The organism is Micrococcus luteus NCTC 2665 (genome assembly GCF_000023205.1).
Lineage (GTDB): Bacteria > Actinomycetota > Actinomycetes > Actinomycetales > Micrococcaceae > Micrococcus > Micrococcus luteus.
Genome location: NC_012803.1, coordinates 2,143,045 through 2,165,251, shown reverse-complemented (window position 1 = coordinate 2,165,251; position 22,207 = coordinate 2,143,045). Strand labels below are relative to the sequence as shown.

Genomic DNA, 22,207 nt, shown 5'->3' with positions numbered 1-22,207 from the left:
CGCCCGTTTCGTCAACGGAAGCGGTCAGGTGCCGCAGTAGGTGACGAACGGGGCCCCGTCCGCCGGACCCGGCTCCGCGTACCGCTCGAACCCGGGGCGCGGGGTGAAGGGATCCGTGACGGCCTCGAGCAGCCGGTGGACCGGGGCGAGGTCCCCGCCCTCCGCGGCCGTCCGGGCCTCGTCCAGCAGGTGGTTCCGCGGGATGTAGACGGGGTTCACCGCGCGCATCCGGGCCGGATCGGGACCCATCGCCCGCCAGTCCGCGAGCCAGGCGGCGAGCCCCGCGGGGTCCGGGGCGCCGGGGACGAGCCGTGCCGCCTCGGTGCGCGCCGCGTCGTCGTCCACGGGCGCCGCCGTGTGCTCGGCCAGCCGCACCCAGAACGAGGTCCAGTCGGCCCGCGCCGCGGCCAGCCACGGGAACAGGCGGTCGGTGAGCGCGGCGACGTCGTCCTCCGCCACCGACGCCGGGAGACCGAGCTTGTCCCGCAGTCCGCCCCGCCACGCCGCGAGATGGGCGCCGTGGAACCTGCCCAGCGCCTCCTGGGCGAGCGCGACGGCGCGGTCGGGGTCGTCGTCGAGCACGGGCACGAGGGCCTCGCCGAGCCGGGCGAGGTTCCACGCCGCGATGGGCCCCTGATTGCCGTACGCGTACCGGCCCTGGGTGTCGATCGAGGAGAAGCTCGCGGCCGGATCGAAGGCGTCGATGAACGCGCAGGGGCCGTAGTCGATGGTCTCGCCGGACAGGGTCATGTTGTCCGTGTTCATCACACCGTGCACGAAGCCGACGAGCATCCAGCGGGAGACGAGCTCGGCCTGCGCGGCGATCACCGCCTCGTCGAGCGCGAGCGCGGGGTGCTCGGCGTCGGCGGCGTGCGGGTGGTGGCGGGCGATGGCCTCGTCGACGATCCGGCGCAGCACCTCCGTGGGGTGCGCCTGCTCGGGGAGGGCCGCGGCGTACTGGGCCGTGCCGACGCGCAGGTGCGACGCGGCCGTCCGGGCCAGCACCGCGCCCGGCAGCACGGTTTCGCGGCGGACCGGGTGGCCCGTGGCGACGACGGCGAGCGCCCGCGTGGTCGGCACGCCGAGGGCGTGCATCGCCTCGGAGACCACGTACTCGCGGAGCATGGGGCCGAGCACGGCCTGCCCGTCGGCGGTGCCGCGCGCGAAGGGCGTGCGACCGGAGCCCTTGAGATGCAGGTCGTGGAGCCGACCGTCCGGAGCCGTGAGCTCGCCGAGGAGGAGGGCGCGCCCGTCACCCAGGCGAGGGGAGTAGTGGCCGAACTGGTGGCCCGCGTACGCCTGCGCGACCGGCCGCGCGTCCGGGCCGGGCTGCTCGCCGGTGAGGAAGCGGACGCCGTCGTCGGTGGCGAGCCACTCGGCGTCGAGGCCGAGCTCCGTCGCGAGGCCGGCGTTGAGCAGGACGAGCTGCGGGCCGTCCGTGGCCTGGGCCTGCCAGGGCAGGGCGAGCTCGGGGAAGGTGTCGGCGAAATGCGAGCTCAGGGTGGGGGCGGACGCGGTCATGGGGCCACGCTACGTGGGGGAGGACGGGTGTTCACAGGCCGACTCCCACCGGGCCCGTCCTTTCGCGGCGGGAAATCGACCCCATGGGCGTGGACCAGAGCCCCATGACCTGGATTTCCCGCCTCGAAACGAGGGAGCCGTGGCGGACTGCAGTGGCCGTGGATCTCACCGGGTCACCCACTGAACTCGGCCGCCCGGCACCGCACCCGCGCGACGACGTCCGCGTAGTCGTCCCGGGCGTCGGCCCACATGACCTTGATCGAGAGCCAGTCGTGGTCGGCGCACCAGCGGTCGCGCAGCACGTCCCGGGCCTGCTGCTCGGCGGTGCGGTGGTGCTCGCCCTCGTATTGCAACGCGAGGCGCCACTGCCGATACCCCAGGTCGACCGTCGGAGCGCGGCGGTCTGACGGGTCCAGCCGGCACTGCATCTCGGGCTCCGGCAGCCCGGCGTCGACGAGCGCCAGCCGCAGACGCGTCTCGCGCGGCGAATCCGCCCCCACGCGCATCCTCGCCAGCGCCGCCCGGGCCAGCCCGCGCCCCCGGAAACGTCCCCGTTCGGCCAGCGATCGGACGAGCTCCTCCGGGGTGTAGGCGGGAGCCCCGCGTCCGCCGCCGGGCAGCCACGGCGGGCAGAGCAGGGCGTCACCGGCGATGACGACGTCCCGCCCGGTGAGCGCCGACCGTGCCGCGCACAGGTCCCACAGCGTGCGGGCCGGCGTCGTCACGAGCACGCCGCCCCGCGTCATCCGCTGTCCCTCCGGCACTTCGATGCGGTGGGGCACCAGACCCGCCTGGACCGGCCGGCCACCCGAGGTGCCGACGCTGACGTGCACCGCACCGGGGGCCAGCAGCCGTTCGGGCACGGTCAGGCCGTGCAGGCGGGCGGCGGTCTCATGGCTGACGACGACGTCGGGATGGCGCCGCTGGTACGCGCGGACCTCATCCATCGTCCACTCACGCACGGAGACCGCCGCGGGGCCGGCCGGCCCGTAGATGCCGTGGCGCAGCCGCCGCAGGTCTGAGGACTGCAGTCGGGGCCACGTCACGCCCGCCCGGCGCGCGTCGTCGACCGTGAAGGCGGCGGGGTCGATCGACGGCGGCAGCGGGGCGGGGCGACGGGGCATGCGGCGAGCGTGCCCCGTCGGTCGGCATCCCGAGACGGACGAGCGTGGGCCTGGGGACGCACGAGGGGGACCGGCGCGGTTGTGCAGGAGGCGGTGGCGTCCCTCCGGGGCGCCGGCCCCGAACCATTCGAGGCGGGAAATCCACGTCATGGACCAGGATCAGGCGTCCATGGGGTGGATTTCGCGCCCCGAAGTGAGGGGATGATCGGATCAGTACGACGCGCGGGGCGCGCCCTCCCTGTCGGCCGCTGCGTCGGTCGGCGCCGGGCACCAGCGGTCGGCGAGGGCCTCGGCGGCGCGGGCCAGCAGGGCGACGTCGGCGCCCACGTTGACGTAGTCCGCACCGGCGGCGGCGTAGGCGTCGGCCTGCGCGGGCACGAACGCGTTGACGCCCACGATCTTCCCGGCGGCCTTGACCTTCGTGATGACCTCCTCGACCGCGGCCACCACCTCCGGGTGCGACTGCTGGCCGAGCAGGCCCAGGGACGCGGAGAGGTCCGAGGGGCCGATGAAGACGCCGTCGATCCCGTCCACCGCCGCGATCTCGTCCGCGTTGCGCACGCCGGCGGCCGTCTCGATCTGCACGATCACGGAGACGTGGTCCGCCGCGCCGGGCAGGTAGCCGGGGATCCGGTTCCAGCGGCCGGAGCGCGCCAGGGCGGAGCCCACGCCGCGCACCCCGCCCTCGGCGGAGCCGTCCGGGTAGCGGGCGGCGGCCACGGCGCGGCGGGCCATCGCGGCGTCGTCGACCATGGGCACCAGCAGCGTCTGGGCGCCCAGGTCCAGGAACTGCTTGATGGCCACGGTGTCCAGCGCCGGCACACGCACCAGGGTGGGCACGCGGTAGCCGGCGATCGTGCGCAGCTGGGCGAGGACGTCCTGCAGGGTCAGCGGGGCGTGCTCGGCGTCGATGAGCAGGTAGTCGAGGCCCGCGCCGGCGCAGATCTCCGCCGTCGTCGGGTCCCCGGAGGAGAGGAACATGCCGGCGGCGGGGCGGCCCCCACGGGCGGCGACGGCCTCGGGCGTGAAGAGGTCGCGGAACAGCGGCTGCGGGTTGTGGCGGACGGGCATGGGACGTTCCTCCGGGGTTCTCCGCATCCTCCACCCGACGCGGGTTGAGTTGTCGCGGGTGGAGCGGGGTCGTACTGGTGATAGGTCAACCCGCGTTGCAGGCGGGCGGGCGGGGCGACGACGACGGCGGGCGGCTCAGGCGAAGCGGCAGGTGATGGTGCCCAGTGGGCCGTAGTCGGCGTAGACGGTGTCGCCCTCGTAGACCCACATCGGGCGGGTGAAGGAGCCGGCGAGCACGATCTCACCGGCTTCGAGCGCGTCTCCGTGCCCGGCGATGCGGTTGGCCAGCCAGTGCACGCCGTTGGCCGGGTGGTTCAGCACGCCCGCGGCCACGCCGGTCTCGATGATCTCCTCGTTGCGGGAGAGGATGCCGGAGACCCAGCGCAGGTCCACGTCGTGCACGCCCACGGGGCGGCCGCCGATCACCAGGGAGCCCAGGGCGGCGTTGTCCGAGATGGTGTCCGTGATGGTGCGGCCCTCCATCTCGATGCGGGAGTCCAACACTTCGAGCGCGGGCACCACGTACTCGGTGGCGCGCAGCACGTCCATCAGGTTCAGGCCGGGGCCGCGCAGCTCGTCCTTGAGCACGAACGCCAGCTCCATCTCGACGCGGGGGTGGGTGTACTTCTTCCACGCGTAGACGTGGCCGGACTCGAACACTTGGTCGTCGAAGATCACGCCGTAGTCCGGCTCGTCGATTCCGGTGGCGTCCTGCATGGCCTTCGAGGTCAGGCCGATCTTGTGGCCCACCTTGCGGCGGCCCGCCTCGACCTGGCACTCGGCCCAGATGCGCTGGACGGCGTACGAGTCCTCGATCTCCATCTCCGGGTAGCGCGCGGTCAGCCGCGGCACCGGCACGCGGTCGATGCCCGCGCGGTGCAGCTCGTCGGCGATCTTGACGTGGGTCTCGTGGTCCAGCACAGCGGTCTCCTTCACGACGTCGGGCGGGGGCCTGGTCTCGATCGTATACGATTGCGCGGCTCGGCCCCTGGTCCCGTCGCCATCCTGTCACCGCCCCGGATCAGTCCGGGGTGCGCGTCCCGATCCCCAGCCCGGGCTGGCGGCGGTGCACCGTGAGCCAGGCCCGCCCCTCGACGCCCGTCTGCGAGGCGGGACACCCCTGCTCCCCATGCTTCGAGGCGGGAAATCGAGCTCAAACTGGCCCTCCCGGCTCGAATGAGGTGGATTTTCCGCCTCGAACGGCGTGGGGCGGGGAGACGCGGAGGATGGCAGGGAGGGCGGACGCCGACGGCGGGCACCTGCGTGGGGTGCCCGCCGTCGTCATGGTGTCCCGGAGCGGCGCCCGGCAGTGCCGGTCAGAGCTGGTTGCCGAGCTTGTACTCGCCCTGCTTCCACTCCGGCAGGGACTCCTCGCCCTGCTCCTCGCGGGTGTAGGAGAAGCCGTCGGCGCCGATGGTCACGGCCATCTCCGAGTCGTCGGTGCGGGAGACCAGCGGCTGCAGGTTGCCGTCGAGGTCCAGCACGCGGGAGGCGTCGGTGTACCAGGACGGCACGACCGGGGTGCCCCACCAGTCGCGACGCTGGTTGTCGTGCACGTCCCAGGTGACCACGGGGTTGTCCGGGTCACCGGTGTAGTAGTCCTGGGTGTAGACCTCCACGCGGTGGCCGTCCGGGTCGCGCAGGTAGAGGTAGAACGCGTTGGAGACGCCGTGGCGTCCCGGGCCGCGCTCGATGTGGTCGGACATGCGCAGGGCGCCGAGCTTGTCGCAGATCGCCAGGATGTTGTGCTTCTCATGCGTGGCGAAGCACACGTGGTGCATCCGGGGGCCGTCGCCGCCGGTCATGGCGGTGTCGTGCACGGTGGGCTTGCGGCGCATCCACGCGGCGTAGACGGTGCCCTTCTCGTCCTGGATGTCCTCGGTGACGCGGAAGCCCAGGTCCTGCATGTAGCGGGCGGCGCGCGGCACATCCGGGGTCACCTGGTTGAAGTGGTCCAGGCGGACCAGGGCGCCCGGGGTGTAGAGGTCATAGCGCCAGGCCAGGCGCTCCACGTGCTCGACGTCGTGGAAGAACTCGTAGGGGAAGCCCAGCGGGTCCTCGACGCGCACGGAGTCGCCGACGCCCTTGACGAAGCCGTCCCTCCGGCGCTCGACACGGCAGCCCAGCTCCTCGTAGAAGGCGACCGCCTTGTCCAGGTCCTCGGGGGTGCGCACGCGGTAGGAGAACGCGGCCACGGCGGCGGTCTCGCCCTGGCGCAGCACCAGGTTGTGGTGGATGAACTCCTCCATGGAGCGCAGGTAGACGGTCTCCTCGTCCTCCTCGGTGACCACGAGGCCGAGCACGTCCACGTAGAACTCGCGGGAGGCGGCGAGGTCCGTGACCACGAGCTCCATCGAGGCGCAGCGCAGGATGTCCGGCGCCTCGGACGTCGGGGTGGGGAGGGGGTTCTCCGGGTCGATGGGGGCTTCCTTCGTGACGAAGAAGCCGGAGGAGGTCTTCTGGCGGCTCTCGAGGTTGGTCATCGGTGCTCCTTGGTGATGGCGGTGCGCTGTGGCCTGGGACACGGTCACGGGCTCGATCGTATACGATCCAGGCGACCGGCGGGAAGGCCGTCGAGGAACGCGGGTTGAGTTGTCGCGGGTCCGGGGCGCCCGCACCCGCGACAACTCAACCCGCGTCGGTGGGCCGGGGGAGAGACCCGGCCCGGCCCCAGCACGACGACGGCGCCCGCACCGTCGCGGGGACGGTGCGGGCGCCGTCGTGGTCACCGGTCAGTGCGGGTCAGCCGTCGATCTTCGCCGCGGCCTGCTCCTGCTTGCCGAACACCGGGTTGTGGACCTCGCCGAGGTTGATGTGCACGGCCTGCTGATCGGTGTAGAAGTCGATCGAGCGGTAGCCGCCCTCGTGGCCCAGGCCGGAGGCCTTCACCCCGCCGAACGGGGTGCGCAGGTCCCGCACGTTGTTGGAGTTGAGCCACACCATGCCGGCCTCCACGTTCTGCGCGACGTTGTGGGCGCGCTTGAGGTCGTTGGTCCAGATGTAGGCGGCCAGACCGTACTTGGTGTTGTTGGCCAGCTGCAGGGCCTCCTCCTCCGTGTCGAAGGGGGTGATGGCCACGACCGGGCCGAAGATCTCCTCCTGGAAGATCCGGGCGTCCGGGGCCACGTCCGCGAACACGGTGGGCTGCACGAAGTTGCCCTCGGGGAAGCCCTCCGGGCGGCCGCCGCCGGCCACCAGGCGGGCCTCGGTCTTGCCGATCTCCACGTAGGACATGACCTTCTCGAAGTGCTCCGGGTGCACGATGGCGCCGACTTCGGTGGTCTCGTCGTTCGGCAGGCCGACCTTCACGCGGGAGGCCTGGGCGGCGTAGCGCTCCACGAACTCGTCGTAGACGGAACGCTGGACCAGGATGCGGGAGCCGGCGGTGCAGCGCTCGCCGTTCAGGGAGAACACGCCGAAGATGGTCGCGTCGATCGCCGCGTCCAGGTCCGCGTCCTCGAACACCACGGCCGGGGACTTGCCGCCGAGCTCCATGGACAGGCCCTTCAGGTGCGGGGCGGCGTTGGCGAAGATGATCTGGCCGGTGCGGGACTCGCCGGTGAAGGAGATCAGCGGCACGTCCGGGTGCTTCACGAGCGGGTCGCCCGCGTAGCCCTCCTCGCCGAAGCCGTGCACCATGTTGAACACGCCCTGGGGCAGGCCGGCCTCCTCGAAGATCCCGCCCCACAGGGAGGCCGAGAGCGGGGTGAACTCCGCCGGCTTCAGGACCACCGAGTTGCCGGTGGCGATGGCCGGGGCCAGCTTCCAGGACTCCAGCATGAACGGGGTGTTCCACGGGGTGATCAGGCCGGCGACGCCGATCGGCTTGCGGTTCACGTAGTTGATCTGGCGGCCCGGCACCTTGAAGGTGTCGTCGTGCTGGGCCACGATCAGGTCCGCGAAGAAGCGGAAGTTCTCGGCGGCGCGGGCGGCCTGGCCCCTCGCCTGCTTGATCGGCAGGCCGGTGTCGAAGCACTCCATCTCGGCCAGCTGGTCGCCGCGGGTCTCCATGATGTCGGCGATCCGGTGCAGCACGCGGGAGCGCTGGCGCGGCAGGGCCTGGGACCACTCGCCGGACTTGAAGGCCCGCTTCGCGGCGGCGACGGCGCGGTCGATGTCCGCGGCCTTGCCGGAGGCGGCCGTCAGGTACGGCTCGTTGGTCACCGGGTCGAGCACCTCGAAGGTGTCGCCGTCGATCGAGTCGACGAACTCGCCGTCGATGTAGTGGCGCAGGACGTCGGGCAGGCCCTCGGGCGTGCGGGCCTCGATGCTGGTCTTCTCCGTCATGGTGTCTCTTTCGCTGAGTGCTTCGGGGGCGGATGGTCGGGGTCTGGAGCAGTCGGCGTCGGCGCCGGCCCGTCCGGCGGTCACGAAGACGGCTCGGCGCTGTGCTCCAGGTAGGCGTGCAGGGTGTTCAGGCGGTGGGCGCGGGCGGCGGCCTCGATCTCCTCGAAGCGCGCCCCGTCCTCGATCAGGCGCAGCAGGTGCTCGTGCTCGTCCACGGAGGCCACCGCCCGACCGGGCACGTACGCGAACGTGGACGAGCGCAGCGCGGCCAGGCGGTTCCAGCCGCGGTGCACCAGGTCGTGCACGTGCTCGTTCTGGTGATGCTCGAACAGGATCGAGTGGAAGCGGCGGTTGAGCTCGGTGAACGCCACCGGGTCCCAGGCCCTCTCCGACGCCGTCATCGCGCGCATGGTCGCGTTCACCTCACGGGCCGCCGCGAGGTCCTCGGCGGTCACGTGCGGGGCGCACTGGGCGGTGGAGAACCCCTCCACCAGTGCCAGCGTCTCCATGGTGTGGCGGTACTCGACCGGGTCGATGCCCACCACGGTGGCGCCCACGTTGCGCTCGTAGGCCACCAGCATCTCGGACTGCAGGCGGCGGATCGCCTCCCGCACGGGCACCACGGACATGCCCAACTCCGCGGCGATCTGGGACAGCACCAGGCGGTCGCCCGGCTCGTGGCGCTGGTCCCGGATCCCCTCGAGGATGGCCTGGTAGGCGCGGTCCGCCTTGGAGACGGGGGCTCCTGCGAGGCCGACCGTTCCGATGTCCGTCCGGCGCATGCTCAGGCGTCGCCCTCCGGGGCCGGGGCGTCCGGCAGGGTCTTGCGGTACTCGTCGAACGTGGCCTTCCACTCGGCGTTCGGGGGGAACATCCCGTCCACCGGGTGGCCGGCCTTGACCTGCTCGTACGCCCAGGCGTCCTGGAGCTCCTGCTCGTAGGCGTCGTCCACGACCTCCTGGAGCAGGGACGGCGGGATGACCACCACACCGTCGTCGTCGCCGACGATGATGTCGCCGGGCTGCACGGTGGTGCCGCCGCAGGCGATGGTGCCGCCGACCTCCCACGGGATGTGACGGCGGCCCAGCACCGCCGGGTGCGTGGCGCCGGCGTACACCTGGAGACCGACCTCGGCGACGGCGGCGGAGTCGCGGATGCCGCCGTCCGTGATCACGGCGTTCGCACCGTTCACCTGGGCGCGCAGGGCCAGGACGTCCCCGAGGGTGCCGGTGCCGTGCTCGCCACGGGCCTCCATGACCACCACGTCGTCCGGCTGCACCGAGTCGATGGCCCGCTTCTGGGCGTTGAAGCCGCCGCCGAACTCCTTGAACAGGTCCTCGCGCTTGGGGATGTAGCGCAGGGTCTTGGCGTAGCCGAGGACGCGCCGACCCTGGTGGATCGGGCGCGGGCCGTCGATGGTCGCGTTCTGGATGCCGCGCTTCTGCAGCTGGGCGGTGAGGGTGGCCACCGCGATGGCGTCGATCTTGGCGCGCAGCTCCGGGGTCAGCAGGGAGCGGTCCGGCTGCGGGGCGCTCGCGACCCAGTGGCCGTTCTCGTCCACCGCGGACGACGACGGCGCCGCGGCCTGCGGGGCCAGACCGGCGGCCTCGCGGGAGCCCCAGGCCTCCTCGCGCTGCACGTCGTCCACCTGCGGCTGCGCGCCGAACGGGGCCAGGGAGTGCTCCGAGTCGACGACCGTCGTCACCAGGCGGCCGGTGGTCGGTGCGCCGGGGGCGCTGGGGGCGTCCACCTCCACCTCGACGACGTCGCCCGGCTGGGCCACGGAGGACCCGGCGGGGGTGCCGGTGAGGATGACGTCGCCCTCCTCGAGCGTCATGAGCTGCGAGAGGTCGGCCACGAGCTGGCCGAACGGGAAGACGAGGCCCTCGGTGGTGTCGTCCTGGACGATCTCGCCGTTGACCCAGGTGCGCACGCGCAGGGCGGCCGGGTCCAGGCCCGCGGCGGAGATCACCGCGGGGCCGAGCGGGGTGTAGCCGTCGCCGGACTTGTTCTTGACGTTGGAGCCCTTGTCCGCGTGGCGGAGGTCGTAGAGGCCCCAGTCGTTGGCGGCGGTGATGCCGGAGACGTGCGACCAGCCCTCCTTCGGGCTGACGCGCCGGGCGGTGCGGCCGATGATCAGCGCGATCTCGCCCTCGTAGGCGAGCAGCTCGGTGCCGGCGGGGCGCTCGATGGTGTCGCCGGTGCGGGCGAGGGAGGTGCCGGCCTTGAGGAAGTAGCCGGGGGCCTGCGGGGACCGGCCGCGCTGGGCGATGCGGGAGGGGTAGTTCAGGTGGACGGCGAGCACCTTGCCCGGCCGGTTCTCCCGGACGGTGAAGTCGTGCTCGGTGACGGTGGGCGTGGGATCCGGTGTGCTCTGCGTCATGGTCGAGATCGTATACGATCTCGCGGGCCCGGGGAAGGGGTCGCACGTCCGGCGGACGCGCCGGGCCGACGTCGTCGTGGACGCCCGCCGCGGCTCAGCGGGCCCGGGCGATCGACTCGTTCACCGCGGGGGCCAGGCGCCGCACGCCCTCCACGAGCTTCTCGGCCGCCACGAACGAGTACGCCAGGCGCAGGGTGGAGTGCTTGCCCTCGACGGGGGTGAAGGCCGCCCCCGGCACGAACACCGCGCCCGCCTCGATGCCGCGGTGCATCACCTCGAGGGTGTCCACCCCGGCGGGCAGGGTGGCCCACAGGAAGAAGCCGCCCTGCGGGGGGATGAACTCGACCGCCGGGTCCCAGTGCTCACGCACCGCGTCCACGAGCGCCGCGGCCCGCTCGCGGTACAGCCCGGTCACGTGGCGGACGTGGCCCTGCCAGTCCAGCTGCGTGACGAAGGCGGTGGTGAGCATCTGCGAGTACGTGGACGCGTGGATGTAGGCCGATTCCGCGCACAGGTAGAACTCGCGCTGGAGCGCGGCCGGCACGAGCGCCCAGCCGATGCGCACGCCCGGGGAGAAGATCTTGGACATCGTGCCGAGGTGGACCACGTTGTCCCGGTGGTCGGCGGCGATCGGGGCGACGGGCTCGCCGTCGAACGCGATCTGCCCGTACGGGTTGTCCTCCACGATGAGCACGCCGTGCTTCTCGCAGATCGCGCCCACCTCGGCGCGGCGGTCCGGGGGCAGCAGGGCGCCCGAGGGGTTCGCGAACGAGGGGATCGTGTAGAGGAAGGCCACGCGGCGACCCTCGGCGGCCAGGCGGGTCAGGGTCTCGTCGAGGGCCGCGGGCACCAGGCCGTGGTCGTCGGTGCCCGTGGCCACGGCCTCGAGCTGCCAGGTGGTGAAGGTGGTCAACGCGCCCACGAACGTGGGGTCCTCCACCACGACGACGTCGCCCGGGTTCGCGAACGCCCGGCAGGCGGTGTCGATCGCGGCCTGCGAGCCGGGGGTGATGACCACGAGGTCGGGGTCCGCGTCCGGGATGCCGTCGGCGGCCATCACGGCGGTCGCGGCGGCACGCATCTCCTCGGTGCCCTGGCCCGGGCCGTACTGCAGGGACTCCGTGCCGAACCGGGTCATCAGGTCGGAGGCGATCCGGCCCAGCTCGTCGAGGGGCAGGTCGGCGAGCCACGGGTTCCCGCCCGCGAGCGAGACGAGGTTCGGGTCCATCGCGATGTCGAAGACGTCGCGGACCGCGGACTGCTTCACGCCGACGGCGCGCTGGGACAGGTGATCTCGGAGGTTCCGCACGCTCGGCACCCTATAGCACGGCGCGGCCGTGCCCGAACGTCCGATGACGGGCGACGACGGCGGGTCGCCCGGTCAGGGGGCGCTCGGCTCCTGACCGGGGGACCACGTGCCCTGGGTCGGCTCGGCGGGACCCCACGACGACTCCTCGGCCGGCGCCCAGGTGTCGTCCGAGGGCTCGACCGGAGCCCAGGTCGAGGGGTCGGCCGGCGCCCACGTGTCCTCCGACGACTCGCCCTCCGGCGCCCACGTCTGCGCGCCGGATCCGTCGCTCGGCTCCCCACTCGGTATGGGGTCCCCCTGCGGGACGTCCACGGACTCGCCGAGGCGGAGCGGCTCGAGCCCCAGCACGTCGTCGAGGTCCCGGCCGTCCACCTCGAGCCGGACCTGTCCCGCTGACGTGAAGGCGGCGGCGGTCGCCTGCAGCTGGGCGCGGATCCGTTCGGCCGTGCACTCGTCCTCCGGCGTCACGGTGCCGGTGAAGGTGAAGATCTCCACGTCGCCCTCGCGGCGGTGCCCGGTCGGGATGAGGCTCTCGCGCACGTCGAACACGGCGTTCCACAGCGACGGGTCGCCGTGCCAGCCGCGCTCGTCCGCGAACAGGAAGTCCAGGGCGGTGTCCGCTTCGTCCTCGGTGTCCGTCGGCACGGTCTGCACGGGCACCAGCAGATCGCCGCAGCCGAAGGGCCGGCCGCTCGTCCCCGGGACCGCCTCCGCCTCGGCGACGGCGAGGTAGACCGTCAGCGGCTGATACCCCTCCGTCGCGGGCAGGGGCACGCCGTCGTCGGACGCCGAGTCCTCGGCCAGGTCGGGGGCGACCGCGCAGCCGGCCAGCAGGCACGCGGCCGCCACGGCACCCGTGAGCCGCAGGGCTCGGGAAGGGGAGGTCGGGCGCATCGGGTACTCCTGGCGGTCGGGGGGTCGGCGGCGTCGGACGGACCGACGGCCTCTCCATGCTACGACCGTCCGCCTCGCCCGCCGCGAGCGGACGTGAGGCCTCGCACGAGTGGGAAGGGGCCCGCGGGCGGACGGCCGCGGCGGGCTAGGCTGGAGACCATGCCCGTGAGGAACCGTCGCGCCGCCGCCCTGCCCGCCAAGCTCAGCCGCTCCTGGCTGCTGGTCAACGCGGCCACCCCCGACGCGTTCGCCCCCGCCCTGGCCTCCGAGGCCGACTCCGTCATCTTCGACCTCGAGGCCGCCGTGCCGGAGGAGCAGAAGGACGCGGCCCGCCAGCACGTCGTGGACGCACTCTCCGGTGGCATGACGGCGTGGGTGCGCATCTCCGCGACCTCCACGGCCCACTGGCAGCGGGACCTCGAGGCGCTCGCGGGCCTCGACGGCGTGCGCGGCGTCGTGCTGGCCGAGACCGAGGAGCCGGAGCAGGTCACGTTCACCGCCATGCGTCTGCGCGCCGGCACCCCGGTGATCGCCCTGTTGGAGTCCGCCCTGGGCATCGAGAACGCCACGGCCGTGGCCAAGGCGCCGGGCACGTTCCGTCTCGCCTTCGGCGTGAACGACTTCCGCAAGGACGTCGGCGTCGGCGAGGACCCGCTGGCCATGGCCTACGCCCGCTCCCGCATGGTGATCGCCTCTCGCGTAGGCGGTCTGCCCGGTGCGATCGACGGACCGCCCGGCAACACGGACGGTGAGGACGCGGTCATCCGCTCCTGCGCCGTCACCGCCTCGATGGGCATGACCGGCCGCCTCGTCCTGAACCCGGATCAGGTGGACTGGGTCAACCGGGCGATGTCCCCGTCCGAGGACGAGCTCGCGTGGGCCCGCGACCTGCTCGAGAAGCATGCTCAGGGCGCCGCCGTCGGCGACGGCTCGTACCTGCCCCGCGTGCTGCGTGCCCAGAAGATCGCGGACCTCGCGGACTCGTACGGGCTCTGGAACGCGTGAGCACGGCCGGGGCGCGCGCATGAGTCCCCGCCCCGACGGGTGGCTCCGCCCATGATGGCGTGGATCGACGGGCTGCCGCTGCTGTGGTCCATCGGATTCTTCTGGATGCTGGCGATCCTGCGCACCCTGATCGTGTTCTCGCTCGGGCGGGGGCTGGCCTCCGGCGCCGAGCGGGCCCGGTGGTTCGCCCAGGTCATGGAGGGCCCCGTGTACGTCCGCGCCCAGCGGTTCATCCGCCGTCACGGCATGTGGGCCGTCCCGTTCTGCTACCTCACCGTGGGCATCCAGACGGCGGTGATCGGCTCCGCCGGCGTCGCCCGCATGCCGTGGCGGGGGTTCCTGCCCGCCGCCGCGCTCGGCACGTTCCTGTGGGGCGTGGTGTACGGGACCGTGGGCATGGCCGTGGTGTGGGCCGTGATCGGCGCCGCCCTGGGCGAGGGCCGCGGCGTCCTCGCGCTCGCGGCGATCCTCGCGGCCGTGGCCGCGTTCGTGGTGTGGCGCCGCCGCCGCACGCTGCGCCTGCACGGGGCGGCCCGCCGTCGTCGTCCGTGACATTGGACGGGCCGCGGCCCGTCCCCGGGAGGACTAGAGTTGAGCGCGTTTCCGTCCCGACCAGCCGCCCCGCGGCCGGGGCCGCCACCTCTCCGGAAGGACCTCCATGACCGACGAACGCGCCGCCAGCTTCTCCGCCTCCACCGCCTCCGCGGCCGACGACGGCGCCCGCGGCACCGGCACCACCCGCGTCAAGCGCGGCCTGGCGGATATGATGAAGGGCGGAGTGATCATGGACGTGGTCAACGCCGAGCAGGCGCGCATCGCCGAGGACGCCGGCGCCGTGGCCGTCATGGCCCTCGAGCGCGTGCCCGCGGACATCCGCGCGCAGGGCGGCGTGGCCCGCATGTCCGACCCGGACCTGATCGACGGCATCATCGAGGCCGTGTCCATCCCCGTGATGGCCAAGGCCCGCATCGGCCACTTCGTGGAGGCCCAGGTGCTGCAGGCCCTGAAGGTGGACTTCATCGACGAGTCCGAGGTGCTCTCCCCCGCCGACTATGTGAACCACATCGACAAGTGGGCCTTCGACGTGCCGTTCGTGTGCGGCGCCACCAACCTCGGCGAGGCCCTGCGCCGCATCACCGAGGGCGCGGCCATGATCCGCTCCAAGGGCGAGGCCGGCACCGGCGACGTCTCCGAGGCCGTCAAGCACATCCGCACCATCCGCAAGGAGATCGCGCAGCTGCGCGGCCTGGCCAAGGACGAGCTGTACGTGGCCGCGAAGGAGCTGCAGGCCCCGTTCGAGCTGGTGGCCGAGGTCGCCGAGACCGGCACCCTGCCCGTGGTGATGTTCACCGCCGGCGGCGTGGCCACGCCCGCGGACGCGGCCCTGATGATGCAGATGGGCGCCGACGGCGTGTTCGTGGGCTCCGGCATCTTCAAGTCCGGCAACCCGGCCGAGCGTGCCCGCGCCATCGTCAAGGCCACCGCCCAGTTCGACGACCCGATGGCGGTCGCCGAGGCCTCCCGCGGCCTGGGCGAGGCCATGGTGGGCATCAATGTGGGCGACCTGCCCGCCCCGCACCGCCTGGCCGAGCGCGGCTGGTGAGCTGAGGGGCGGGGTGGCACGGGGCCCGTGGCGAGGGTGAAACCGCAGAAGACCGTCGGGGTGTTCGCCCTGCAGGGGGACGTGCGCGAGCACGCCCACGTGCTCGAGGCGCTCGGGGCGCAGACCCGGCCCGTGCGCCGCGCGACCGACCTGGCCGGGCTCGACGGCATCGTGCTGCCCGGCGGCGAGTCCTCCGTGATGGACCGCCTCGCCCGGATCGTGGGGCTGAAGGAGCCGCTGGCCGCCGCCCTCCGCGCCGGCCTGCCGGCCTACGGCACGTGCGCGGGGCTGATCATGCTCGCCCGCCGCATCCAGAACCCCGCCCCGGACCAGGGCACCCTCGAGGTGCTGGACGTGACGGTGCGCCGCAACGCGTTCGGGGCGCAGGCGGCCTCGTTCGAGGCGGATCTGCACGTCCCGGCCGTCAGCGCGGACCCCGTCCACGCCGTGTTCATCCGCGCCCCCGCGGTGCTGGCGCTCGGCGAGGCGGGCGGCGACGGCGCCGACGTCGAGGTGCTGGCGAGCGTGCCGGCGTCGGGCCTGTCCGTGGACCCGGCGGGGCTGGGGCTCGACGCCGGCGCGCGCCTTCCCGTGGCCGTGCGGCAGGGGCACGTCCTGGCCACGAGCTTCCACCCGGAGGTCACCGGGGACTGGTCCTTCCACCGGGCATTCCTCGCCGGGCTCTGAGCCCCGCCCGTCCCGCCCGCCCGTCCCCGAACGCAGACGAGTCCCGCGCAGTCGGGGTTATCGGCTCCGATAACCCCGACTGTGCGGGACTCGTCCCGGCGTGGATGGCGTGGGGGAGGGTCAGGCCCCCGCGAGGACCTGCGACGTCGCCCGCACGTCCTTCTCCGGGTCCAGCCCGAGCTCCCCGGACACCGCCTCGAACACGGAGGGCAGGGTGAGCACGCCGTCGTGGGCGTTCAGGCCGCCGGCGAAGCCCTCGTCCGCGGACAGCGCCGCGCGCCAGCCCTGGTCCGCGATCCGCTTGATGTACGGCAGGGTCGCGTTGGTGAGGGCCGCGGTGGAGGTCTGCGGCACGGCGCCGGGCATGTTGGAGACGCAGTAGTAGATCTTGTCGCCCACCAGGTAGGTGGGGTCCTGGTGGGCGGTGGGGCGGGAGTTCTCGAAGCAGCCGCCCTGGTCGATCGCGATGTCCACGAGCACCGAGCCCGGGCGCATGGCCTCCACCATCTCGGCGGTCACCAGCTTGGGGGCGGCGGCGCCCGGGATCAGCACGGAGCCGATCACGAGGTCGGCGTCCGCCACGGTCTCGGCGATGTTCAGGTGCGAGGAGGCCAGCGTGCGCAGCCGGCCCTGGTGCACGGCGTCCAGCTGGGCCAGGCGCTCGAGGGAGATGTCCAGGACGGTGACGTCGGCGCCCATGCCGGCGGCGATCACGCCCGCGGCCTCGCCGGCCACACCACCGCCGATCACGGCCACGCGGGCGCGGCGCGTGCCGGGGACGCCGCCCATCAGGACGCCGGAGCCGCCGTGGGCCTGGGTGAGGTGGTAGGCGCCGGCGGCGGGCGCGAGCCGCCCGGCCACCTGGCTCATGGGGGCCAGCAGCGGCAGGGTGCGGCCCTGCGTCACGGTCTCGTAGGCGATCGCGGTGGTGCCCGAGTCGAGGATGGCCCGGGTGCACTCGGGGGAGGCCGCCAGGTGCAGGTAGGTGAAGAGGACCTGGCCGCGGCGCATGCGGGGGTACTCCTCGGCCTGGGGCTCCTTCACCTTGAGGATGAGCTCGGCGCGCTCCCACACCTCGTCGGCGCCCTCGACCAGCTCGGCGCCGGCGTCGAGGTAGTCCTGGTCCGTGGTGCCGGAGCCGAGACCGGCCCCCGCCTGCACGAGGACGTCGTGGCCGGCGCGCACCAGCTCCTGCACGCCGCCCTGGGTGAGGGCGACGCGGAATTCGTTGTTCTTGACCTCTGTGGGCACTCCGATCAGCATGCGGGCGAATCTAGCGGTCTGACCGGCCGAAGGGGAGGGGCGCCGCAGGATCTGCGGGGATGACCCCTAGACTGGATGGATTGTTCATGTCCGGCGTCACAGTCAGGAGGATCGGGTGAAGCATCTGCAGCGGCTCGACGGCACGGACCGGCGGCTCCTGGAGCTGCTGCGCCAGGACGCCCGCCGCACGAACGCCTCGCTGGCGGACGAGCTCGGGATCGCGCCGTCCACGTGCCTGACCCGGCTCAAGGCGCTGCGGGCCTCGGGCGCCGTGCGCGGGTTCACCGTGGACGTGGACCCGGCCGCGCTGGGCCACGGGCTGGTGGCGCTGATCTCGGTGCGCATCCGCCCGGGCGCCCGCCACCGCATGGAGGAGTTCTTCGACCGGATGCGCGGCCTGCCCGGCGTGCTGCAGGTCTTCTTCCTCGGCGGCGAGGAGGACTTCCTGCTGCACGTGGCCGTGCCGGACTCGGCGGAGGTCTCCCGCTTCGTGCTCAAGAACCTCTCCGCGGATCCGGCCGTGGCCGCCACGCGGACGTCCCTCGTGTTCCGCCACGAGCACGGCGAGCGGCCGTGGCAGGGCGGGTGAACGCGGGAGCGCCATACTGGACCCCGTGACCCTCGCGATCGTCGTCTCCGTCCTGGCCGTGCTCCTGCTGATCGTCGGCGTGGTCGGAACGATCTACCCGATCCTGCCCGGTTCCGTGCTCATCCTGATCACCGCGGTCGCGTGGGCCTGGATCCTCGGCTCGGCGGCCTCGTGGACCTTCGGGGTGATCGCCGCGGGCCTGGCGATCGCGGGCATGAGCGCCTCCGCCGTCCTCATGGGCCGTCGACTGCTGCGGGAGAGGGTCACCCGCGGCCCGATCGCGGCGGGCGTGGTGGGCGCGATCGTTGGGTTCTTCGTGATCCCCGTCGTCGGGCTGTTCATCGGCTTCGCCGTCGGCCTGTTCGGCTCGCAGTGGGCGCGCACCCGGGACGCCCGCGTGGCCCTGGCCAGCTCGTGGGGCGCGCTGAAGGCCATGGGCCTGGGCATGCTCGTGGAGTTCGGCTGCGCGATGCTCGCCCTCGCCTCGGTGGGCGTGGGCATCCTGGTGCACTTCGTCTTCTGAGCCCGGGCCGCACGACGACGCCGGGCACGTCCCGCGTCCGGTTCAGCCGCCCGCCGCGTCCGGGCCGGCGGTGGTGAACCGGGAGAACCAGCGGATGTGCTCGCGCACGGCCTGCGCCGCGCGGAGTCCGTCCCGCTCGACCGCGGCCGCCAGGATGTCCCGGTGCTGGCGCTGCAGCTCGTCGCGCACGGCGCCCCAGTCCTCGACGTCGGCCATCGCCTCCTCGACGTAGCCGATGGTGGCCTCGCGCAGGGACCGCAGGATGGTCTCGAGCACCACGTTGCCGCTGAGCGTGGACAGCAGCACGTGGAACTCCGCGTCCAGCCGGTGGAACTCGCGGGCGGGCAGGTCCGGGACGTCCATGCGGTCCAGGTGCGCGTGCGCCGTCGCGAGGATCGTGCCGCGGCCGGGGACGTCGTGCTCCGCGGCCTCGAGGGCTGCCTCGGTCTCGAGCAGCACGCGGGTGGTGACGAGGTCCGCGACGGGCAGCGCCCGGGTCGCCACGTGCATGCGCAGCGCCCAGGCGAGCGCCGCGGAGGGCTCGGAGACCACGATGGCCCCCGCCCGCGGCCCCGAGCCGGCGGCCGAGCGCACGAGCCCCATGGCGTCCATGACGCGTCCGGCCTCCCGGACGGAGGACCGGGAGATCCCGAACCGCTCGGCCAGTGTGCGCTCGCTCGGCAGCTTGTCTCCCACCTGGATCCGCCCGGAGCGCAGCTCCCCCTCCAGCCAGTCCAGGATGACCGCGTGGCCGGGGGCGCGGCGTCGGCCCGGCTCGGGTTCGGCGGGCGGGGTGGGCGGGCGGGCGGTCATGGGCTGCTCCAGCGGGGACGGGACGGACGGGGCCGTGGATGAGCCTAGGGCGTGTCTGACAATAGTTTCGACCATGCGATTACCGCGTTCAGCACCACGGCGGCACGGTAGATGATCGCGTACTTGTCATACCGGGTCGCCAATCCCCGCCACTGCTTCAGGTGAGCGTACTGACGCTCGATGACATTCCGGCCCTTGTAAGCGGCTGCGTCGAGGCCGACGGGGCGCCCGCCGCGGGCACCGCGGCGTCTGCGATGGCCCTGCTGGTCGGCCGGCTCAGGGATGACCGCCTTGATGCCGCGGGCCCGTAAATGGGAGCGGATCGCCCGGGAGGAGTACGCCTTGTCACCCAGCACCGCCTCGGGGCGGGTACGAGGCCGGCCTGCAGGCCGTGCCACACGCAGCTGCCCCAGCAGGGGCAACAGCATCGGGGAGTCCCCGGCTTGGCCGGGGGTGATCAGACTGACCAGCGGCAGCCCGGCCCCGTCCACGAGCTGATGGATCTTCGTGCTCAACCCGCCCCGGGAGCGCCCGATGCCGTGATCGGCCGGCTCCTCACGCGGATTCGTGTAATTCGATCCAGCCCCCCGTGAGGCGGGTGGTGTTCGTGGCGTGCTGGTGGGCGCGGGCGATCGTGGAGTCCACCGCCACCGACCAGTCCACCAGACCTTCGGCGTCCGCGGCGGCGGTCAGCCTCGCCAGCACCGCATCCCAGGTGCCCTCTTCAGCCAAGCGCCGGTGCCAGGTCCACACGGTCTGCCAAGGCCCGTAGACCTCGGGCAGGTCCCGCCAGGGGATCCCGCACCTGTATCGGTAGATGATCGCCTCCACCATGGTGCGGGCGTCCGAGAACGGCCGGCCCCGTCGACCGGTCCGGGCAGGGAGCATCGGGGCGATCAGCTCCCATTGGGCATCGGAGAGCATCTGGAAGCGGGACATGCCTTCCAGGGTGTCAGCCGACCCCTGGACTCATTGTCAGACACGCCCTAGGCCCGACGGCGGCCGCGCGGCTCCTTGCGACCGCGCGGTCGGGACGGGGCTCATCCCCACCCACGCGCGCGCCGACGCACCGACCCACGCGCCGAGCCGCCCGCGCACGCGCCGAGCCACGCACCCACGCACGCGCCGAGCCAGAGATTTCCGCCTCGGAGACCGTGATATGACGGCGGAAATCTCTGGCTCGGCGGCCTGGCTCGGCGTCGGACGCCCGACCCGATCACCCGATCACGGCAGCATCCAGGACAGGACGTTGGACTGCAGGAACACGATGGTGCACACCATCAGGAGCAGCGCCACGGACCAGGGGAGCACGGTGCGCAGGATCTTGGACTCCTGCCCCTCCATGGACACGGCGGTGGCGGCGATGGCCAGGGACTGCGGGGAGATCATCTTGCCCACCACGCCGCCGGAGGTGTTGGCGGCCACCATGAGCGAGGGGTCGAGGCCGGCCTCCTCGGCCGCCGTCTGCTGCAGGGTGGCGAACAGGGCGTTCGCGGAGGTGTCCGAACCGGTGACGGCGGTGCCGAGCCAGCCGAGCACGGGGGAGAGGAACGCGAAGGCCGCGCCCACGCCGGCGATGGCGGTGCCCATGGCCAGGGTCTGGCCGGAGAAGTTCATGACGTACGCCAGGGACAGCACCAGCACGATGGTCAGCCCGGACCAGCGCATCTTCCAGAAGCTCCGGCCGATCTCGGCGAGGGCGTCGCCGAAGCGCAGCGGGAACCGTCCGCCGCCGGTGAAGACCGAGTAGATCAACGCCACGAGCAGGCCGGTGATCAGCAGCAGGGTGCCGGGGGAGGAGAGCCACTGGAAGGAGTAGACGGTGCCGGTGATCGGCTCGCCCGCCGCGGTGACCAGGCGGCCGTCGAGGCCGGGCCAGGGGATGCGCAGGTTGGTGGAGGCGAGCCATCCGGCCAGGTCGAAGCCGAGGGTCCAGAGCTTGGCGATGCCGAAGACGGTGATGACCAGCAGGTAGGGGAGCACGGCCATCCAGATCCGCCCGGGGGTGAGGTCGCCGGCGGGCCGGGTGGGCGTGATGCCGAGGCGGGCGTCGGCCTCGGCGGCGCCCTTGGGCCGCCAGAAGCGCAGCAGCACCACGGCGGAGGCCATGGCCAGCAGGGAGGCAACGACGTCGGTCAGCTCGTACGAGAAGTGCGTGGAGGCCCACCAGATGCCGAGCGCGAAGGTGCCGCCGATGGTCAGCAGCGCGGGCCAGGTTTCGCGGATCCCGCGGAACCCGTCGATGATCCACACGAGGAAGAACGGGACGAGCACGGCCACGAACGGGGCCTGGTGCCCCACGATCGCCCCGATCTCGGCGGCGGGGATGCCGGTGAGCTGGCCGGCGGTGGTGATGGGGATGCCCACGGCGCCGAAGGCCACGGGGGCGGTGTTGGCCAGCAGCACCACCACGGCGGTCTTCAGGGGCGGCAGTCCCAGGGCCAGCAGCATGGTGGCGGTGATGGCCACGGGGGCGCCGAACCCGGCGAGGGCCTCGAGCATGCCGCCGAAGCAGAAGGCGATCAGCACGGCCTGGATGCGGATGTCCCCGCCGCCCACGGTGTCGAAGATGGCGCGCATGTCCTCGAATCGGCCGGAGAGGACGGTCACCTGGTAGAACCACAGCGCCATGACCACGATCCACACGATCGGGAAGAAGCCGAACACGGCGCCCTGTGAGGCGGAGAGCAGGGTGAGGTCCGCGGGCATGCCGAAGGCGAGAATCGCCACGAGCACGGCGGCGGTCAGGGAGACGAGGCCCGCCTGCCAGGCCTTGGCCTTGACCAGGAGGAGCATCACGAAGAAGGTCAGCAGCGGGATGGTGCCGAGGGCCGCGGAGAGCCCGAGGCTGCCGGCGACGGCGTCGGTGGTCGCGGTGAACGTGCCCACGGGGGCGCTGGCTTGGATGAGGGGGTCCACGGGGTCTCCTGGTGCTGGGGTGCGTGGTCAGACCACAGTCGTCTGTCCACGGACAGTAAATGGTGCACGTCACACTCGGCAACCTCCGTCCGGTGCGCGCATGCCCCGCGTCACCACGGCGCGGCCGCGTGAGGGGGGTCACAGACGCGGAGGGACTCTGCTATGGTCTGACCACACCTAGGGGCGACGCCCGTCCGCGCCCGCTCCACCACCCGT

The 22,207-nt window shown here is 72.8% G+C and carries 20 protein-coding genes; 6 read left to right on the top strand and 14 right to left on the bottom strand.

The window, feature by feature from the left end; translation table 11 throughout:
- Positions 1-24: 24 nt before the first annotated feature.
- From MLUT_RS21475 to MLUT_RS21430, 10 genes are all read right to left on the bottom strand, one after another.
- Complete coding sequence (locus MLUT_RS21475) at positions 25-1,521, bottom strand: protein adenylyltransferase SelO (RefSeq protein ID WP_010080110.1); 1,497 nt, start codon at positions 1,519-1,521, stop codon at positions 25-27.
- Between the two features lie 173 nt (positions 1,522-1,694).
- Complete coding sequence (locus tag MLUT_RS21470) at positions 1,695-2,645, bottom strand: hypothetical protein (RefSeq protein ID WP_010080111.1); 951 nt, start codon at positions 2,643-2,645, stop codon at positions 1,695-1,697.
- Between the two features lie 210 nt (positions 2,646-2,855).
- A complete protein-coding gene (locus tag MLUT_RS21465) occupies positions 2,856-3,716 on the bottom strand; it encodes an HpcH/HpaI aldolase family protein (protein ID WP_010080112.1) in 861 nt (286 codons plus the stop codon).
- Between the two features lie 135 nt (positions 3,717-3,851).
- Positions 3,852-4,637: an FAA hydrolase family protein gene (locus MLUT_RS21460; RefSeq protein WP_010080113.1), complete on the bottom strand. Its 786-nt coding sequence runs from the start codon at positions 4,635-4,637 to the stop codon at positions 3,852-3,854.
- 395 nt (positions 4,638-5,032) lie between these two features.
- Positions 5,033-6,199 carry a 3,4-dihydroxyphenylacetate 2,3-dioxygenase gene (gene hpaD / locus MLUT_RS21455; protein ID WP_010080114.1) on the bottom strand — a complete coding sequence of 389 codons (1,167 nt, stop codon included), beginning with the start codon at positions 6,197-6,199 and terminating at the stop codon, positions 5,033-5,035.
- Between the two features lie 259 nt (positions 6,200-6,458).
- Positions 6,459-8,003: a 5-carboxymethyl-2-hydroxymuconate semialdehyde dehydrogenase gene (gene hpaE, locus MLUT_RS21450; RefSeq protein WP_010080115.1), complete on the bottom strand. Its 1,545-nt coding sequence runs from the start codon at positions 8,001-8,003 to the stop codon at positions 6,459-6,461.
- An 80-nt stretch (positions 8,004-8,083) separates the two neighbouring features.
- Positions 8,084-8,785, bottom strand: coding sequence for a GntR family transcriptional regulator (locus MLUT_RS21445; RefSeq protein ID WP_010080116.1), 702 nt, complete (start codon positions 8,783-8,785; stop codon positions 8,084-8,086).
- 2 nt (positions 8,786-8,787) lie between these two features.
- Entirely contained in the window at positions 8,788-10,386 is a 1,599-nt protein-coding gene (locus MLUT_RS21440; protein WP_010080117.1) for a fumarylacetoacetate hydrolase family protein, read from the bottom strand.
- 94 nt (positions 10,387-10,480) lie between these two features.
- Positions 10,481-11,695 (bottom strand): aminotransferase-like domain-containing protein, encoded by a 1,215-nt coding sequence (locus tag MLUT_RS21435; RefSeq protein WP_010080118.1) that lies wholly within the window; start codon positions 11,693-11,695, stop codon positions 10,481-10,483.
- 72 nt (positions 11,696-11,767) lie between these two features.
- Positions 11,768-12,589, bottom strand: a complete 822-nt coding sequence (locus tag MLUT_RS21430; RefSeq protein WP_010080119.1) for a GerMN domain-containing protein — start codon at positions 12,587-12,589, stop codon at positions 11,768-11,770.
- 159 nt (positions 12,590-12,748) lie between these two features.
- Here MLUT_RS21430 and MLUT_RS21425 point away from each other — a divergent pair, with 159 nt between their 5' ends.
- From MLUT_RS21425 to pdxT, 4 genes are all read left to right on the top strand, one after another.
- Positions 12,749-13,594, top strand: a complete 846-nt coding sequence (locus MLUT_RS21425) for an HpcH/HpaI aldolase/citrate lyase family protein (RefSeq protein WP_010080120.1) — start codon at positions 12,749-12,751, stop codon at positions 13,592-13,594.
- Between the two features lie 51 nt (positions 13,595-13,645).
- The gene (locus tag MLUT_RS21420; RefSeq protein ID WP_012751095.1) at positions 13,646-14,146 is read left to right on the top strand and encodes a DedA family protein; all 501 of its coding nucleotides are present in this window, start codon (positions 13,646-13,648) and stop codon (positions 14,144-14,146) included.
- 106 nt (positions 14,147-14,252) lie between these two features.
- Positions 14,253-15,197 (top strand): pyridoxal 5'-phosphate synthase lyase subunit PdxS, encoded by a 945-nt coding sequence (pdxS, locus tag MLUT_RS21415; protein WP_010080122.1) that lies wholly within the window; start codon positions 14,253-14,255, stop codon positions 15,195-15,197.
- A gap of 36 nt (positions 15,198-15,233) precedes the next feature.
- Positions 15,234-15,884 carry a pyridoxal 5'-phosphate synthase glutaminase subunit PdxT gene (gene pdxT, locus MLUT_RS21410; RefSeq protein ID WP_029248295.1) on the top strand — a complete coding sequence of 217 codons (651 nt, stop codon included), beginning with the start codon at positions 15,234-15,236 and terminating at the stop codon, positions 15,882-15,884.
- 120 nt (positions 15,885-16,004) lie between these two features.
- Here the strand turns inward: pdxT and ald are convergent, their stop codons facing one another.
- Positions 16,005-17,147 (bottom strand): alanine dehydrogenase, encoded by a 1,143-nt coding sequence (gene ald, locus MLUT_RS21405; protein WP_010080124.1) that lies wholly within the window; start codon positions 17,145-17,147, stop codon positions 16,005-16,007.
- A gap of 115 nt (positions 17,148-17,262) precedes the next feature.
- On the opposite strand from ald, the gene MLUT_RS21400 reads away from it, so the two are divergent.
- Positions 17,263-17,736, top strand: coding sequence for an Lrp/AsnC family transcriptional regulator (locus tag MLUT_RS21400; protein ID WP_010080125.1), 474 nt, complete (start codon positions 17,263-17,265; stop codon positions 17,734-17,736).
- A 25-nt stretch (positions 17,737-17,761) separates the two neighbouring features.
- Positions 17,762-18,259, top strand: coding sequence for a DUF456 domain-containing protein (locus MLUT_RS21395; RefSeq protein WP_010080126.1), 498 nt, complete (start codon positions 17,762-17,764; stop codon positions 18,257-18,259).
- Positions 18,260-18,301: 42 nt separating this feature from the next.
- On the opposite strand, the gene MLUT_RS21390 is transcribed toward MLUT_RS21395, so the two are convergent.
- The 3 genes from MLUT_RS21390 to MLUT_RS21375 all read right to left on the bottom strand — a co-directional run bounded on the left by MLUT_RS21390 (position 18,302) and on the right by MLUT_RS21375 (position 21,961).
- Positions 18,302-19,072, bottom strand: coding sequence for a FadR/GntR family transcriptional regulator (locus MLUT_RS21390; RefSeq protein WP_010080127.1), 771 nt, complete (start codon positions 19,070-19,072; stop codon positions 18,302-18,304).
- A 44-nt stretch (positions 19,073-19,116) separates the two neighbouring features.
- Positions 19,117-20,011 (bottom strand): IS5 family transposase gene (locus MLUT_RS23710; RefSeq protein WP_010080128.1). Its coding sequence is split into 2 segments (ribosomal slippage): positions 19,117-19,659 and positions 19,661-20,011, totalling 894 coding nucleotides; the frame shifts between segments, so codons are not numbered across the junction.
- A 285-nt stretch (positions 20,012-20,296) separates the two neighbouring features.
- Positions 20,297-21,961, bottom strand: a complete 1,665-nt coding sequence (locus MLUT_RS21375; RefSeq protein WP_029248297.1) for an L-lactate permease — start codon at positions 21,959-21,961, stop codon at positions 20,297-20,299.
- Positions 21,962-22,207: the final 246 nt, after the last annotated feature.

Excerpts from the sequence above, each read along its gene's own strand:
- MLUT_RS21430 (WP_010080119.1), bottom strand. The coding sequence starts at position 12,589 with ATGCGCCCGACCTCCCCTTCCCGAGCCCTGCGGCTCACGGGTGCCGTG.
- MLUT_RS21420 (WP_012751095.1), top strand. The coding sequence starts at position 13,646 with ATGATGGCGTGGATCGACGGGCTGCCGCTGCTGTGGTCCATCGGATTC.
- MLUT_RS21440 (WP_010080117.1), bottom strand. The coding sequence starts at position 10,386 with ATGACGCAGAGCACACCGGATCCCACGCCCACCGTCACCGAGCACGAC.
- MLUT_RS21465 (WP_010080112.1), bottom strand. The coding sequence starts at position 3,716 with ATGCCCGTCCGCCACAACCCGCAGCCGCTGTTCCGCGACCTCTTCACG.
- hpaD (WP_010080114.1), bottom strand. The coding sequence starts at position 6,199 with ATGACCAACCTCGAGAGCCGCCAGAAGACCTCCTCCGGCTTCTTCGTC.
- MLUT_RS21470 (WP_010080111.1), bottom strand. The coding sequence starts at position 2,645 with ATGCCCCGTCGCCCCGCCCCGCTGCCGCCGTCGATCGACCCCGCCGCC.
- ald (WP_010080124.1), bottom strand. The coding sequence starts at position 17,147 with ATGCTGATCGGAGTGCCCACAGAGGTCAAGAACAACGAATTCCGCGTC.
- MLUT_RS21425 (WP_010080120.1), top strand. The coding sequence starts at position 12,749 with ATGCCCGTGAGGAACCGTCGCGCCGCCGCCCTGCCCGCCAAGCTCAGC.
- MLUT_RS21475 (WP_010080110.1), bottom strand. The coding sequence starts at position 1,521 with ATGACCGCGTCCGCCCCCACCCTGAGCTCGCATTTCGCCGACACCTTC.
- MLUT_RS21390 (WP_010080127.1), bottom strand. The coding sequence starts at position 19,072 with ATGACCGCCCGCCCGCCCACCCCGCCCGCCGAACCCGAGCCGGGCCGA.
- MLUT_RS21445 (WP_010080116.1), bottom strand. The coding sequence starts at position 8,785 with ATGCGCCGGACGGACATCGGAACGGTCGGCCTCGCAGGAGCCCCCGTC.
- hpaE (WP_010080115.1), bottom strand. The coding sequence starts at position 8,003 with ATGACGGAGAAGACCAGCATCGAGGCCCGCACGCCCGAGGGCCTGCCC.
- pdxS (WP_010080122.1), top strand. The coding sequence starts at position 14,253 with ATGACCGACGAACGCGCCGCCAGCTTCTCCGCCTCCACCGCCTCCGCG.